A 14,015-nucleotide genomic window follows, 5' to 3' on the forward strand; every position below is an offset into this window, starting at 1 on the left:
TTCTGGAGAAACCTTTCGCCAGCGACGCGCTGCTCGACAGCGTGCGCCGCGCGCTGGCGTTGCGCCGCCTGGTGCTGGATAACCGCAGCCTGCGCCTGGCCCTCAGCGACCGCCAGCAATTGAGCACGCGCCTGGTGGGCCACTCACCGCAAATGCTGCGCCTGCGCGAGCAGATCGGCGCACTGGCCGCGACGCGTGCCGACGTGCTGATACTCGGCGAAACCGGCGCCGGTAAAGAGGTCGTGGCGCGCGCACTGCACGACCTGTCGAGCCGACGCAACGGGCCGTTTGTGGCGATCAACGCCGGCGCGCTGGCAGAGTCGGTGGTCGAGAGCGAGCTGTTCGGCCATGAGCCCGGCGCGTTTACCGGCGCGCAGAAACGCCGTATCGGCAAGTTCGAATTTGCCAACGGTGGCACGCTGTTCCTCGATGAAATCGAAAGCATGAGCCTGGATGTGCAGGTCAAGTTACTGCGCCTGTTGCAAGAGCGCGTGGTTGAGCGTTTAGGCGGCAATCAGCTGATCCCGCTGGACATCCGCATCATCGCCGCCACCAAGGAAGACCTGCGCCAGTCCGCCGACCAGGGCCGCTTCCGCGCCGACTTGTATTACCGGCTCAATGTGGCGCCGCTGCGCATTCCGCCGCTGCGCGAGCGCGGTGAAGATGCGTTGATGCTGTTCCAGCACTTCGCCGACGAAGCCAGCAGCCGCCACGGCCTGCCGCTGCACGCGTTGCAACCGGGCCAGCGTGCGCTGTTGTTGCGCCATAACTGGCCGGGCAATGTACGCGAACTGCAAAACGCGGCGGAACGCTTTGCCCTGGGCCTGGAGCTTGCCCTTGATGCCACGGCGGACAACCCTGCCGTCGGCGTGCTGACCTCCACCCCAGGCGGCTTGAGCGAACAGGTTGAGCAGTTCGAAAAAAGCCTGATCGCCGCCGAACTCACTCGCCCGCACAGCTCGGTGCGCAGCCTTGCCGAAGCACTCGGCGTGCCGCGCAAAACCCTGCACGACAAACTGCGCAAACACGGCCTTAACTTCGCCGACAGCGGCAACCACAGCGCAGACGACGAATGACCCCGCCCAACCGCCAAGAGGCCACCATGAGCCGCGACAGCCGTTACCTGGAATCCATCCTCCACCACGACATTCCGCTCACGCGGGAAATGGGCCTGAAGGTGCTCGACTGGCAACACGGCCAATTGCAGCTGCACCTGCCGTTACAGGCGAATATCAACCACAAGAGCACCATGTTCGGCGGCAGCCTGTATTGCGGCGCAGTACTGGCCGGTTGGGGCTGGCTGCACCTGCAGTTGCGCGAAGACGGTATTGAAGACGGGCACATCGTGATTCAGGAAGGGCACATCAGTTACCCGTTGCCGGTAACGCGCGATGCGACGGTGGTGTGCCAGGCGCCGGAGCAGAAGCTGTGGAAGCGCTTTGTGGCGACCTATAAGCGTTATGGCCGGGCGCGCTTGGCGCTGCAGACGTGGGTTGTGAATGAGGGCGCTGAGGAGCACGCAGTGGCGTTTACCGGCCAATACGTGCTGCACCGCTAGCCCAAAAGCCTCAGCCCTGGGCTCTGGCTAAGGTCAGCAGCGCTCGCGCCATTCGGCCTTGGCGGGCAGCGCCAAAAAGAACGGGTTCAGCAACGACGCCCGCGCCGGGTAGCTGAACGGCTCACCGCTCAATTCCAGCACTTCGCCGCCCGCGCCTTCCAGCACGCCCTGTGCTGCAGCAGTGTCCCATTGCGAGGTGGGCGCCAGGCGCGGGTAGCAATCGGCGCTGCCTTCGGCCAACAGGCAGAACTTCAGCGAGCTGCCGATATTCGCCAGCTTCAGCTCACCCAAACCCTGGCTCAAACCGTCGAGCAAGCGTTCCTGCTCCGGGCTGGTGTGACGACGGCTGGCAACCACGGTAAACGCCTCACCTGCCGCAGGGGTTTGGCGCACCTGAATCTGCTTGGGCGCTTCGTTAACATCTGAACGCCACGCCCCCAAGCCCGCGCCACCGAAATAGCAGCGACCGCTGGTGGGCATCGAGACCACGCCAAACACCACGCGGCCTTGCTCGATCAAGGCGATATTGACGGTAAATTCTTCACTGCCGGCGATAAACTCCTTGGTGCCATCCAACGGGTCCACCAGCCACCAGCGCTGCCAGCCGGCGCGCACGCTCTGGTCAATATCAGCGTCTTCTTCAGACAGCACCGGGATGCTTGGGTCGAGCGTGGTGAGGCCTGCAAGAATCAGATGGTGCGCGGCCAGGTCCGCGGCCGTCACCGGCGAATCATCGGCCTTGGAAGTCACGGCCACATCGGCACGCCAATACGGCAGGATCACTTCACCGGCCTGGCGCGCCAACTCAATCACCGGGGCAATAAACGGGTGGCCCAAAAACAGTTCGCTCATGCGCTGAACGCTCCACGCTGGGTCAGCAGGTCGCGCACCAGGTACAGCGCGGCCAGCGCGCGGCCTTCGCTGAATTGCTCGTGTTGCGCCAGTTGCGACAGCTCACGCAGGTTGACCTTGTCTACACGCATGGGCTCGGGTTCATCACCTTCAAGGCGTTCTTCGTACAGATCAGTGGCCAGTACCACCTGGATTTTCTGGCTCATGTAACCCGGCGACAACGACAGCTCGGTGATGTGTTCCAACTGCCGAGCGCCATAACCCGCCTCTTCCTTGAGTTCACGGTCGGCGGCCGCCAGCACGTCTTCACCAGGCTCGATCAGCCCTTTGGGCAACGACAACTCGTATTCGTCCGTGCCGCCGCAGTACTCTTCAATCAGCAACGCGTGATCTTCATCGATCATTGCCACAATCATCACCGCGCCGTAGCCGGCACCACGGCCTACCAGGCGCTCGTAGGTTCGCTCAACGCCATTGGAAAAGCGCAATTGCACTTCCTCCACGCGGAACAAACGGCTACTGGCGACTATTTCGCGGGCGAGGACGGTGGGTTTCTGGCGCATAAGCGGCTCCTTGGCGTGATCGGGTTACTATACCGTGGCTTTTCCGATTGTCTGTGTCGGATATTTTTACTTACATGAGACCTCCGCATGCCCTCTTTGCCCTGGCACGCCATCGACACTGTCCTGCTGGACATGGACGGCACCTTGCTCGACCTGCACTACGACAACCATTTCTGGATGGAGCACCTGCCGCAGCGTTACGCCGAGCTGCATGGGGTGAGCCGGGCCATGGCCGAAATGGAATTGCAGCCACTGTTTGAACGTAACGCCGGGCAGTTGCAATGGTATTGCCTGGATTTCTGGAGTACCGAACTTGCGATTCCAGTGCGCGAACTCAAGCTGGAAACCGCCCACCTGATCGCGCTGCGCCCGGACGCGGACACCTTTCTGGCGGCGATCAAACAGGCCGGCAAGCGTGTGATCCTGATCACCAACGCGCACCGCGATTCGCTGTCACTGAAGTTGGAACGCATTGAACTGGCGCCGTATTTCGAGCGACTGATCAGCTCCCACGACTATGGTTTTGCCAAAGAAAGCCCGCAGTTTTGGGATGCCCTGCAAGCCGACATCGGCTTTGACCCGGCGCGCAGCCTGTTTATCGATGACACTTTGCCGATCCTGCGCAGCGCTCGAGAATTTGGCGTGGGGCATTTGCTGGCGGTGAAAGAACCGGACAGCAAAAAAGGCCCAAAGGACACCGGGGAGTTTGCAGCGGTAGGCGATTACCGGGAGCTGATTGTCGGCCTGTAATCAACTGTGGGAGGGGCTTGCCCCTCCCACAGTGTGTTCAACGTGTTACTCAGGAATACGCAACGTCTGCCCTGGGTAAATCTTGTTCCGATCTTTAAGCAGCGGCTGGTTGGCCTCAAAGATTTTGTTGTACTTGTTGGCGTCGCCATACACCGTTTTAGAGATCGCGCTCAACGTGTCGCCGCTCTTCACCACGACAAATCGCGAGGCCACAACCACTGGGCCGGAAACGGTAATCTGGTCATCCACGGTCTTAATACCGGCAATATTACCCGCCGCCAGAAGGATTTTTTCTTTCTCTTCCTGGCTCGCCACTTCACCGGTGATCGTCACCTTGTCACCGTCTACGGTGGCGTGAATATTCGGGCTACCCAGACCTACTGCCTCGATATGCTTTTTCAATTCGTCGCCGGCATTCGCGTTGCCCGGCGTCAACAGGTCGATCAGCTTTTCGCCTGCTTCCTTCACAAAACTTAAAAGACTCATGTTGCGCTCTCCTTGGGATTTAAATTCCAGACACCCAAGACTAGACCAGCCTGACAACACTGGGTTCCAGCCCGACCCAAGACCCAAACGCGCTAGAATCCCACAGCCATTGGAATTAGCCCGGAGCGAAGATGGACATCAAGCAGCTGAAATTCCTCATCGCCCTAGACGAGACCCGCCACTTCGGCCAGGCAGCGGCGCGCTGCCATATCACTCAGCCGACCCTGTCGATGCGCTTGCGCAACCTTGAAGAAGAACTCGACCTGCCGTTGGTCAATCGTGGCCAGCGTTTTGAAGGGTTTACCGCGCCGGGCGAGCGGGTATTGGCGTGGGCGCGCACCGTGCTGGCGGCCTATGACGGCCTGCTGGCCGAAGCGGCCGCCTGTCGTGGCAATTTGGTCGGTACATTGCGCCTGGGCGTGGTGCCGCTGTCGAGCTTTGACCCTTTGGCCTTGATGCAGCAACTGCATAAAGAGCACCCGAGCCTGCGCTTTGAGCTGTCGGCATTAAGCTCCGAGCAAATTCTGGAACAACTCGCGAGCAACCGCCTGGACCTTGGCGTTTCCTACCTGGAGCGCCTCGACACCGAGCGTTTCGACTCGCTGGCCTTGGGCGAAACCCGTATGGGGCTGCTCTACGACCAACGATTTTTCAGCTTTGGCGATACCCCTTTGAGCTGGGAAGCGCTGATCGAACTGCCGTTGGGCATGCTCACCAGCGGCATGCATTTTCGCCAATCGATCGACCATAATTTCCACAGCCGTGGGCTGAATCCGCAGCCTTTGTTACAAACCGATGCGGTGCATCAACTATTGCAAGCCGTGCACGGCGGGCTGTGTTGCGCAGTCATGCCGCTGGAAGGTGGGCTTGACGCGCTCACCGAGCACCTGCGCCTGCAACCCATTGAGGACGCTCACACAGTGGCGCGCCTGGGGTTGATCATGCGCCGCGGCGCACCCCGCTCGGCACTCGCCGAAGCCTGTTTTGCGCTGTTTCAAAAATCGCAGCAAGAGCCTTGATCGACGCCATCTATCGATAGATCAGTACTGACGATTAGACGCGACGCTTTGTCGCGCCTAGTCTGAACATTGATCAATCCGCCGGTGGTACTGCCCCATGAACGCCAAGCGCCCAGCTTGCGCGGCGCCCGCCCTCGAAACGCCCGCGCCGGCCGCCAGCCAGAGCTACCAGTTTTGCAACCTCGAACACACTGAAGTCGCCAGCACTGCCTTGGCCGAAGAAGTGGCGTTGGCGATTGCCTATAACGACATCAGCCAGGCCGTGATGCTGGTGACGCCGACCGACCTTGAAGACTTCATTGTCGGCTTTAGCATCGGCAGCGGCATTATCGCCGACGTTAGCGACATTTATGACCTTAAACTCAGCGGTTCAGGCTCGGCCCAATACGCTCAGGTGCAGATTTCCAGCCGTGCGTTCTGGAACCTCAAGCAGCAGCGCCGCCAGTTGGCAGGCACCAGCGGCTGCGGTTTGTGCGGCGTAGAAGCGGTTGAACAAGCCTTGCCAGACCTTCAAGTGTTGCCCGGTGCGCCCTTGCCGCCCGCCGAATGGCTTGATGGTCTGCGCCAACGCATCAGCGCTTTCCAGCCCTTGGGCCAGTACAGCGGCGCGGTGCATGCGGCGGTATTTATGAACAACCAGGGCGAATTGTTGATGGGCCGCGAAGACATCGGCCGGCATAACGCGCTGGATAAATTGATCGGCGCATTGATCCGCCAAAACATTCCGACCGACGGCGGCCTGGCGATTGTCACCAGCCGCTGCAGTCTCGAATTGATTCAAAAAGTTCTGCGCGCGGGCATCCAGACCCTGGTTAGCCTGTCGTCGCCCACCGGCCTGGCCCTGCAATGGGCACGTCGGCACAACCTCAATCTCATCCACCTGCCGCAGAAAAGTGCGCCGCGGGTTTACAGCCCTGCGATGGAGAAACAGCCGTGAGCAATCATCATCAAGCCGACCAAACCCCGACCCCGCGCTACAAGCCCTACAAAGGCCCAGCCGGCGGATGGGGTGCACTGATCAGCGTGGCGCAAGCCTGGCTGACCAGCGACAACGCGCTGAAAAACCTGCGCATGATGCTCAAGACCAACCAGAACGGCGGCTTCGACTGCCCCGGCTGCGCCTGGGGCGACTCGCCGGAAAGCGGCATGGTCAAGTTCTGCGAAAACGGCGCCAAGGCGGTCAACTGGGAAGCCACCAAGCGCCGCGTGGACGCTGCATTCTTCGCCAAACACAGCGTCACCGCGCTGCTCGCGCAGAGCGACTATTGGCTGGAATACCAAGGCCGCCTGACCGAGCCGATGCGCTATGACGCACAGACCGACCACTACGTGCCGGTCAGTTGGGAAGCGGCGTTCGACCTGGTGGGCAAGCACCTCAATGCATTGCCGAGCCCGGACATGGCCGAGTTCTACACCTCGGGCCGGGCCAGCAACGAAGCGGCTTACTTGTATCAGTTGTTTGTGCGCGCGTATGGCACCAACAATTTCCCGGACTGCTCGAACATGTGCCACGAGGCCAGCGGCGTGGCCCTGGCGCAAAGTGTGGGCGTGGGCAAAGGCACCGTGACCTTTGATGACTTCGAACATGCCGATGCGATTTTCGTGTGGGGCCAGAACCCCGGCACCAACCACCCACGCATGCTGGAGCCGCTGCGCGAAGCGGTAAAACGTGGCGCTCAAGTGGTGTGCATCAACCCGCTGAAAGAGCGTGGCCTGGAGCGCTTCCAGCACCCGCAACACCCGCTGGAAATGCTCACCAACGGCGATAAGCCGACCAACACCGCCTACTTCCGCCCGGCGCTCGGTGGCGACATGGCCATCTTGCGCGGCATGGCCAAGTTCCTGCTGCTGTGGGAGCGCCAGGCTCAGGCCGAAGGCAAAGAAGCCGTGTTCGACCACGACTTCCTCAACGAACACACGACCAACGTGCTGGATTACCTCGGGCAGATCGACGACACCTCGTGGGATGAAATCGTCGCGCAGTCCGGCCTGAGCCTGATCGAGATCGAACAGATCGCGCGCATGTACGCCAAGGGCAAGAACGTGATCATGTGCTGGGCGATGGGCATCACCCAGCACCGCCACTCGGTGCCGACCATCCAGGAAATCGCCAACCTGATGCTGCTGCGCGGCAATATCGGCCGCCCCGGCGCCGGCCTGTGCCCGGTGCGTGGCCACAGCAACGTGCAGGGCGACCGCACCATGGGCATCAACGAGCGCCCACCGGCGGCGTTCCTCGACTCCCTTGAGCGTCGCTTTCAGTTCCAGGTGCCGCGTGACAATGGCCACAACGTGGTCGAAGCGATCCACGCCATGCTTGCAGGCCGCTCCAAGGTGTTTATCGGCCTGGGCGGCAACTTCGCCCAAGCCACTCCAGACAGCCCGCGCACGTTCGAAGCGCTGCGCAACTGCGACCTGACCGTGCAGATCAGCACCAAGCTCAACCGCAGCCACCTGATGCATGGTAAGGACGCGCTGATTCTGCCGTGCCTGGGCCGTACCGACATCGACATTCAGGCCGACGGCCCGCAAGCGGTGACGGTGGAAGACTCGTTCAGCATGGTTCACGGCTCCAACGGCCAACTGCAACCGCTGTCGAAGCTGATGAAATCCGAGCCTGCCATCGTCGCCGGCATTGCCGCTGCGACCCTGGGCAGTAAACCGGTTGACTGGAACTGGCTGGTGGCCGACTACGGGCGCATCCGCGACCTGATCGCCGACACCATCCCGGGCTTCAAAGACTTCAACGAGAAGATCAAACACCCGGGCGGTTTCTACTTGGGCAACTCCGCCGGTTCGCGCCGCTGGAACACCCCATCGGGCCGCGCCAACTTCCGCCCGAACGTCCTGCCCAAAGACCTGATTCACGAACGCACCCACGCCACAGGCCGTGTGCCGGACCTGATCATGCAATCAATGCGCTCCCACGATCAGTACAACACCACCATTTATGGCCTGGACGACCGCTACCGCGGCGTGAAAGGTCAGCGTGACGTGTTGTTCGTCAATGAAGCCGACATCATCCGCCTGGGCTTCAAGCCAGGGCAGAAGGCCGACATCGTGTCGCTGTGGGAAGATGGCCGCGAGCGCCGCGTGAAGGGCTTCACCTTGCTCGCGTTTGATATTCCGGCAGGCCAGGCAGCCGCTTATTACCCGGAAGTGAACCCGCTGGTGCCGCTGGAAAGCACCGGCGAAGGCAGCCATACCCCGACGTCGAAGTTCGTGGCGATTCGTTTGGAAGCGGCGAGCGACAGTGGCTTGATCATGGCGCGCTCTGCCTGACGACAACACGCTCTACAGCCTGAAGATTCTTCAGGCACAAAAAAGGCCGCTTTTGCTTAAAAGCGGCGTTTTGAAGTCACTACAGACAGAAGCTACAGACCCGCAAAAATCACTTAAGTTCCTTATACAAAACAGTAACTTATAGAGTTGTATACAACTCACACCACTGGTCGGATTTCGATTGTCAGCGTCTCGATACAACCTCAGGATCGCGCCGTCATCCTCTTGAGGTCTGTCTATGAAGTTCTCCTCGATTCTCTTGTTGTCCTTTAGCCTGGTCAGTGGCGCAGCCATGGCCGGTGGCACCACCGAAGCCGGTGTGGGCGGCGCATTGGGCGGGGTTCTAGGTTCAGTTGTTGGCCAGCAGCTCGGCGGCAACACCGGTTCGGCCATCGGCGCAGCCGTCGGCGGCGCGGGCGGCAGTGCGGTCGGCGCAGACAAGCGCAGCCGTGGTGAAGCAGCAATTGGCGGTGCCCTGGGCGCAGCCGGCGGCAACGTCGTAGGCCGCAGCATGGGCGGCACCACCGGCAGCCTGATCGGCGCAGCCGCCGGCGGTGGCGCAGGTGGTGCGGCCGGCAACTACATGGGCAACAAGAGCGATGACGACGACCGTCGTGACCGTGGGCGAGATAACCGTCGCTATGACCGCGATGACCATCGTGGTCGTGGGCACGCCTACGGGCATCGCAAGAACAAGCATCACTACCGCGATCGGTAATCTGTGAGAGGGGGCTTGCTCCCGATGGCAGTGTGTCAGCCAACACCTGTTTGGCTGAACCACCGCAATCGGGAGCAAGCCCCCTCCCACATTTGCGTTGGCTGAGTATTCACGTTCAGGCTCACACCACCAACCGCTGCAATGCCTCGCGCAACATTCCCGGGATCGTCACCGGCTGGTTCGACGCCCGGTCCACAAACACATGCACGAAGCGCCCTGCCGCACAGGCGTCATCCTCGCCCGCCTTGAACACCGCCAACTCATACTGCACCGAGCTGTTACCCAATTTGCCGACCCGCAGGCCAATGTCTATACGATCGGGAAACGCGATCGAGGCGAAATAATCGCACGCCGAACTCACCACAAACCCCACCACTTCGCCGTCATGAATATCCAACCCGCCCTGCCCGATCAGGTAGGTATTCACCGCCGTGTCGAAAAAGCTGTAGTAGGTCACGTTGTTCACATGGCCATACACATCGTTGTCGTGCCAACGCGTGATGATCGGCTGGAAGTGACGGTAATCGGCGCGTAACGGCATTGAATCAGGCATGTGCAGGTCTCGTAAATGTGGTTTTACAGGTCATTCAAATGGGCTGCGGCCCAATCGCGCACCTCGGCGAAGGGGTAGTCCTCCAGCGCACCGAAACCCGCAATGCTGCGCGCTTTAAGCTTGGTAAACAACGGCACGCTGATACCGCCCAGAAAGCGCGTGAGCCGCTCCGCGCCTGGCAAATCCCCGGTGGCCTCATGATGCCTGTGGATAAAATCACCGCACAGCGCCATGAAGTTTTTATCCACAAGCGGCGGCAAACCCGGCGGCGGCGGCAAGTGCGCAACGTGGCCGTGACACACCGAGCAATGCCCACAACGCTGGGGAGCATTTTCATCACCAAAGTACTCAGCCAAACGCTGCCCAAGGCAACGCTCGGTGGCAAACAGCTCAAGCATGGCGTGGATCCGCGCCACCTCTGCCACCTCGTGCTGCTTGAAGCCTGTGTATAACTCCAGGCTTAACGCTTCTGGGTCAAAATCGGTATTCAGCAGGCTGTACACCTCCGTCATCTGCTTGCTTTCCAGCTCGATCAGGCCCTGCTCCTGGAAGTAATCCAACGCCTTGACCACGCGGTTGCGCTCGGCGCCATGCTGTTGATACAGCGCGTCGAAATCCACGGTTGCCCAGGTTCTGGCGCGTTGACAGACCTGGATAATCGCCGCGACAAACTGCTGCCGCTCGCCGGCAAACCGCGCGAGCAAGGCGTCGGGTTCGATCAGGTACTTGAAGCGGTATTCGGCATAAAACGCGTAGCGCGGCGCGATCACGCCCTTGAGCTCCAACTGCACCAACAGCGTCTTGAGCGGCAGCTCACGGATGTTGCTGTGGTCCGACAATGACCTCAGCAAGAACTCCCACTGCCCATCACCCCGCGCCGCTTGCAGCTCCTCCAGCACGCGGCGAATGCCGCCCTGCTCCGGCGTGTCGCCGTACACGAAGTTCTCCAGCACATTCAGGCTGTCGCGGTTGGCCAATACCAGGCAGTCCGATGGCTGGCCGTCACGCCCGGCGCGACCGATTTCCTGGCTGTAGTTCTCGATGGATTTGGGCAGGTCAAAGTGCACCACATTGCGAATATCGCTTTTGTCGATGCCCATGCCAAACGCGATGGTCGCGACGATGCAATTGGAGCGCCCGCCCATAAAGCGCTGCTGAATGCCCTCGCGCTTATCGTGGGGCAAACCCGCGTGATACGCCTCGGCCAGAATGCGATTGCGGGTGAGGTGCTCGGCAATCTGCTCAGCGGTTTTCTGCAACGTGACGTAGACGATGCTCGGCTGATTGGCGCGCTCTTTCATCCACGCAACCAGCCGCGCACGCTTATCAGCACCGGCAACCGGCTCCACCAACAAGTTGAGGTTGGGCCGGTAGAAGCCGGTGGTGACCACATCGTTCGGAGCAATGGCGAACTTCGCCTGCATGTCAGCAATCACCTTGGGCGTCGCCGTAGCCGTCAACAGCAGCACTTGTGGGATATTGAACTGACGCTGGTAGTCCGGCAGCTTCAAATAGTCCGGGCGAAAGTTGTGGCCCCACTCGGAAATACAGTGCGCCTCATCCACCACCAGCAACGAGAGCTGCACGCTTTGCAGGAAATTACGAAAGCGCTCGTTCTTCAAACGCTCCACGGAAATCATCAGGATTTTCAACTCGCCTGAACGCGCACGGGCCATCACATCATTGGCCTCGTCGCGGGTTTGCGCCGAATCGATACTGCCCGCCGAAATGCCGTGGCGTTGCAGAAAGCCCAGTTGGTCCTGCATCAGCGCCAACAAGGGCGAAACCACCAGCGTCAAATGCGGCAATAGCACCGCCGACAGTTGATAGCACAGGGACTTGCCCGAGCCCGTGGGGAAAATAGCGGCAGCCGAGCGACCGGCCAGCACCGCACTGACGGTTTGTTCCTGGCCCAAACGAAATTGTGAAAAACCGAAGACCTGTTGGAGGGTGTCGTGCATGAGCTGTCACTCCATTGACCGCTGAATGAGCCCAAAACATAGACCAGTGCGTTCAGCGAATCGAGAAAGGTCGCAAGGAAAAAAGAGACAGGATAATACACAGGGTAAAGGATGGCCTTGGGCCGAAGCAGGACATTTCGCACAGTATTGCAGGACAACCAACAACCCACAGTTTGGATCTGAGCCAGGTGCTAAAAGTCAGCGTTTACGTTTGATTTTAGCCCGTCTGCAAGCTGAAACATTGCGCTATAATCATCCTTCGCAACCTAGGAGTACGCTGCGATGAGCAAACCGACGTTTGAGCAAAAACAGGATCATTACCACAAGATCCGCCGCTCCAATTACCTTGCCAGCCTGCGCCTGGAGGGGTTCGACACTCACCCGGCAGACGCAGAAAAACCGTTGCCGACCCGCGAAGCCGTACTTGCCAAATACCGCAAAACTCCACACTGATGCTCGACAAGTATGGGGTGGGCCAGGATCCGTACTGCTATCCCGGTACCGACGTCCTGCGCAACCGCCTAGACTTGCTAGACGAAACGCTCTTGCACCAGGCCGAGCGAGAATTATCCGAAATCGCCGTAAGCAGCCTGCCGCTTTACCCGCCACCCTACGACCTCGAACGCCTGCAATACATCCACCGCACCCTGTTCGGCGACATCTATGACTGGGCCGGGGAGTTGCGCAGCGTCAACATCCAGAAAGGTGACACGCTGTTCTGCACACCGGAGCGTATTCCGCCTGAAGCTGCGAAAATTATCAGGCAAATGGAACAAGCGAACTGGTACGTCGGGGCTGCTCAGTCTGAACTGATACCCCTGATCGCCGAAGTCTACGGCGACCTCAATGTCATCCACCCCTTCCGCGAAGGCAACGGCCGGGCGCAGCGAATTTTATTCGAGCAAATCATCGTGAATGCCGGCTTTTCGGTGAATTGGTGGCTGGTGAAAGATGCAGCGTGGATTCCTGCGAACATTGATGCGGTGGCGTGCGACTATCGGGGGCTTGAGACGATTTTTGAGCGGTGTATCAGCATGCCAGTCAGCCCTTGATCGAATCCTATTGGTTAAACCACCTGTTTATTGCGCGAAATAGCGCTCACTTCTAAGGTTTGGCCCGTCGCTGGCAACTCAGCGATCGGGTTTGGTCACTCGAAAACAGCACACATAAGTGCCATTACTTGCCTTGCGAACGTCTATCGTCTCGTAAAGCACTGCTATGGCGGCTGTGTGTGGGACGTCTTCGGACGTGTCGGATTGCTGTTTCCGGCTGGCCAACCTGCGCACAGTCCGCCACCCACCGTTTGGCCACGGTGATGTCGGTTACCTAACAGCAAACCGAGTGCCTTTAAATGCAAATACCTGAAACGACGGATCGCTATCGTCAGCTACGCACCAATTTCACCGACACCCACCCTCTCGTCATCGACACCGAAGCCACAGGCGAAGATATTCAATCCGCCGCACACCAGCGCATCCGTGCTGCGAGCGACTTAATGGAAACCTTCACCTGCCTGACCTTCGAACACGCCGACCTCAAAGACATCTCCCACATCATCAACGCCTTGTACCTGCTCGTACAGGACGGTTGTGATTTGCTGGAGGCTGCGCAACACGTTCAATTACAGCCAGCCGCCGATCAACAGGGACAACCAAGCCAGCCACTCAGCTAAACCCGTGGGAGCAGGCCTGTGGAATCGTCACACCGCTGCGATAGCCGAGTGTCAGGTTATAGTTCTGAACCTGACAGGCCGCCATCGCGTCAGTGCGACGATTCGACAAGCCCCGCTCCCACACTTGATCGGTTCCAAATCCGGCCTTGCTCTTCACCCTGCAACGGCTGACCTCCTCGCGTAATATCACCGGTGCCCATCCACCCACTCCTGCGTGCACCCACCATGAACCTGGCCCCCAACTTCCCCGAAGACGCCGCCATGCAGCGACTCCTGCAATTGCTGCACGAAGAAATCGGCCTGCCGGAACACAAGACTATTCGCCTCGATACCTCGATCAACTTTGACCTTGGCTGCGATGGCGCCGAAGCCACGCAATTCATGGAAGCGCTGGAACAGGATTTCGCGCTCGACCTGGGTGACTACGACGCTTATCGTTATTTTCAGCCGCCGGTGTTTGATGTGTTCCTGAAACGCCGGGCCAAGGGCCGTGGCGATAAAATCGCGCTGACCATCGGCATGCTTTACCTGGCGATCAAGCACCACAACTGGGACACGCAAACGCTGGAAGACCTCAACTGACTTCAAGCACACGCCACGT

Annotated in this window: 16 protein-coding genes; 11 read left to right on the forward strand and 5 right to left on the reverse strand. The window is 59.8% G+C overall.

Going from position 1 to position 14,015, the window contains the following annotated elements; translation table 11 throughout:
• Together F0169_RS24015 and F0169_RS24020 are read left to right on the forward strand one after the other, a co-directional pair.
• The coding region (locus tag F0169_RS24015) for a sigma-54 dependent transcriptional regulator (protein WP_152747804.1) at positions 1-1,076 on the forward strand (1,076 nt) is incomplete at its 5' end.
• 26 nt (positions 1,077-1,102) lie between these two features.
• The gene (locus F0169_RS24020; protein ID WP_152747805.1) at positions 1,103-1,558 is read left to right on the forward strand and encodes a YiiD C-terminal domain-containing protein; all 456 of its coding nucleotides are present in this window, start codon (positions 1,103-1,105) and stop codon (positions 1,556-1,558) included.
• Positions 1,559-1,591: 33 nt separating this feature from the next.
• On the opposite strand, the gene cysQ is transcribed toward F0169_RS24020, so the two are convergent.
• Positions 1,592-2,410 carry a 3'(2'),5'-bisphosphate nucleotidase CysQ gene (cysQ, locus tag F0169_RS24025; protein WP_152747806.1) on the reverse strand — a complete coding sequence of 273 codons (819 nt, stop codon included), beginning with the start codon at positions 2,408-2,410 and terminating at the stop codon, positions 1,592-1,594.
• Positions 2,407-2,973: an ADP compounds hydrolase NudE gene (nudE, locus tag F0169_RS24030; protein ID WP_099241031.1), complete on the reverse strand. Its 567-nt coding sequence runs from the start codon at positions 2,971-2,973 to the stop codon at positions 2,407-2,409. The genes cysQ and nudE overlap by 4 nt, the downstream gene beginning before the upstream one ends.
• An 87-nt stretch (positions 2,974-3,060) precedes the next feature.
• Between nudE and yrfG the strand changes: the two genes are divergently transcribed.
• Positions 3,061-3,723 (forward strand): GMP/IMP nucleotidase, encoded by a 663-nt coding sequence (yrfG, locus tag F0169_RS24035; protein WP_122252013.1) that lies wholly within the window; start codon positions 3,061-3,063, stop codon positions 3,721-3,723.
• A gap of 45 nt (positions 3,724-3,768) precedes the next feature.
• Here the strand turns inward: yrfG and lysM are convergent, their stop codons facing one another.
• Positions 3,769-4,209: a peptidoglycan-binding protein LysM gene (gene lysM / locus F0169_RS24040; RefSeq protein ID WP_152747807.1), complete on the reverse strand. Its 441-nt coding sequence runs from the start codon at positions 4,207-4,209 to the stop codon at positions 3,769-3,771.
• A gap of 131 nt (positions 4,210-4,340) precedes the next feature.
• Between lysM and F0169_RS24045 the strand changes: the two genes are divergently transcribed.
• The 4 genes from F0169_RS24045 to F0169_RS24060 all read left to right on the forward strand — a co-directional run bounded on the left by F0169_RS24045 (position 4,341) and on the right by F0169_RS24060 (position 9,228).
• The gene (locus F0169_RS24045) at positions 4,341-5,228 is read left to right on the forward strand and encodes a LysR family transcriptional regulator (RefSeq protein ID WP_122252014.1); all 888 of its coding nucleotides are present in this window, start codon (positions 4,341-4,343) and stop codon (positions 5,226-5,228) included.
• Positions 5,229-5,325: 97 nt separating this feature from the next.
• Complete coding sequence (gene fdhD, locus F0169_RS24050) at positions 5,326-6,165, forward strand: formate dehydrogenase accessory sulfurtransferase FdhD (RefSeq protein WP_152747808.1); 840 nt, start codon at positions 5,326-5,328, stop codon at positions 6,163-6,165.
• Positions 6,162-8,510 (forward strand): FdhF/YdeP family oxidoreductase, encoded by a 2,349-nt coding sequence (locus F0169_RS24055; RefSeq protein WP_122252015.1) that lies wholly within the window; start codon positions 6,162-6,164, stop codon positions 8,508-8,510. Before fdhD ends, F0169_RS24055 begins: the two co-directional genes overlap by 4 nt.
• A gap of 238 nt (positions 8,511-8,748) precedes the next feature.
• Positions 8,749-9,228 carry a glycine zipper domain-containing protein gene (locus F0169_RS24060; RefSeq protein ID WP_152747809.1) on the forward strand — a complete coding sequence of 160 codons (480 nt, stop codon included), beginning with the start codon at positions 8,749-8,751 and terminating at the stop codon, positions 9,226-9,228.
• A 121-nt stretch (positions 9,229-9,349) separates the two neighbouring features.
• Here the strand turns inward: F0169_RS24060 and F0169_RS24065 are convergent, their stop codons facing one another.
• Entirely contained in the window at positions 9,350-9,781 is a 432-nt protein-coding gene (locus F0169_RS24065; RefSeq protein ID WP_152747810.1) for an acyl-CoA thioesterase, read from the reverse strand.
• Between the two features lie 23 nt (positions 9,782-9,804).
• Complete coding sequence (locus tag F0169_RS24070; RefSeq protein WP_152747811.1) at positions 9,805-11,742, reverse strand: RecQ family ATP-dependent DNA helicase; 1,938 nt, start codon at positions 11,740-11,742, stop codon at positions 9,805-9,807.
• Between the two features lie 282 nt (positions 11,743-12,024).
• Here F0169_RS24070 and F0169_RS24075 point away from each other — a divergent pair, with 282 nt between their 5' ends.
• The 4 genes from F0169_RS24075 to F0169_RS24090 all read left to right on the forward strand — a co-directional run bounded on the left by F0169_RS24075 (position 12,025) and on the right by F0169_RS24090 (position 13,996).
• Positions 12,025-12,195, forward strand: a complete 171-nt coding sequence (locus tag F0169_RS24075; RefSeq protein ID WP_152747812.1) for a YhfG family protein — start codon at positions 12,025-12,027, stop codon at positions 12,193-12,195.
• Entirely contained in the window at positions 12,195-12,794 is a 600-nt protein-coding gene (locus F0169_RS24080; RefSeq protein WP_152747813.1) for a putative adenosine monophosphate-protein transferase Fic, read from the forward strand. The genes F0169_RS24075 and F0169_RS24080 overlap by 1 nt, the downstream gene beginning before the upstream one ends.
• A gap of 299 nt (positions 12,795-13,093) precedes the next feature.
• Complete coding sequence (locus F0169_RS24085) at positions 13,094-13,414, forward strand: hypothetical protein (protein ID WP_152747814.1); 321 nt, start codon at positions 13,094-13,096, stop codon at positions 13,412-13,414.
• Between the two features lie 225 nt (positions 13,415-13,639).
• A complete protein-coding gene (locus F0169_RS24090) occupies positions 13,640-13,996 on the forward strand; it encodes a DUF1493 family protein (RefSeq protein WP_152747815.1) in 357 nt (118 codons plus the stop codon).
• Positions 13,997-14,015 lie beyond the last annotated feature (19 nt).

The organism is Pseudomonas kitaguniensis (genome assembly GCF_009296165.1).
In the GTDB taxonomy this organism is placed as follows: domain Bacteria; phylum Pseudomonadota; class Gammaproteobacteria; order Pseudomonadales; family Pseudomonadaceae; genus Aquipseudomonas; species Aquipseudomonas kitaguniensis.

Coding starts and splice junctions, on each gene's coding strand:
- F0169_RS24020 (WP_152747805.1), top strand. CDS start 1,103: ATGAGCCGCGACAGCCGTTACCTGGAATCCATCCTCCACCACGACATT.
- cysQ (WP_152747806.1), bottom strand. CDS start 2,410: ATGAGCGAACTGTTTTTGGGCCACCCGTTTATTGCCCCGGTGATTGAG.
- nudE (WP_099241031.1), bottom strand. CDS start 2,973: ATGCGCCAGAAACCCACCGTCCTCGCCCGCGAAATAGTCGCCAGTAGC.
- yrfG (WP_122252013.1), top strand. CDS start 3,061: ATGCCCTCTTTGCCCTGGCACGCCATCGACACTGTCCTGCTGGACATG.
- lysM (WP_152747807.1), bottom strand. CDS start 4,209: ATGAGTCTTTTAAGTTTTGTGAAGGAAGCAGGCGAAAAGCTGATCGAC.
- F0169_RS24045 (WP_122252014.1), top strand. CDS start 4,341: ATGGACATCAAGCAGCTGAAATTCCTCATCGCCCTAGACGAGACCCGC.
- fdhD (WP_152747808.1), top strand. CDS start 5,326: ATGAACGCCAAGCGCCCAGCTTGCGCGGCGCCCGCCCTCGAAACGCCC.
- F0169_RS24060 (WP_152747809.1), top strand. CDS start 8,749: ATGAAGTTCTCCTCGATTCTCTTGTTGTCCTTTAGCCTGGTCAGTGGC.
- F0169_RS24065 (WP_152747810.1), bottom strand. CDS start 9,781: ATGCCTGATTCAATGCCGTTACGCGCCGATTACCGTCACTTCCAGCCG.
- F0169_RS24070 (WP_152747811.1), bottom strand. CDS start 11,742: ATGCACGACACCCTCCAACAGGTCTTCGGTTTTTCACAATTTCGTTTG.
- F0169_RS24075 (WP_152747812.1), top strand. CDS start 12,025: ATGAGCAAACCGACGTTTGAGCAAAAACAGGATCATTACCACAAGATC.
- F0169_RS24080 (WP_152747813.1), top strand. CDS start 12,195: ATGCTCGACAAGTATGGGGTGGGCCAGGATCCGTACTGCTATCCCGGT.
- F0169_RS24085 (WP_152747814.1), top strand. CDS start 13,094: ATGCAAATACCTGAAACGACGGATCGCTATCGTCAGCTACGCACCAAT.
- F0169_RS24090 (WP_152747815.1), top strand. CDS start 13,640: ATGAACCTGGCCCCCAACTTCCCCGAAGACGCCGCCATGCAGCGACTC.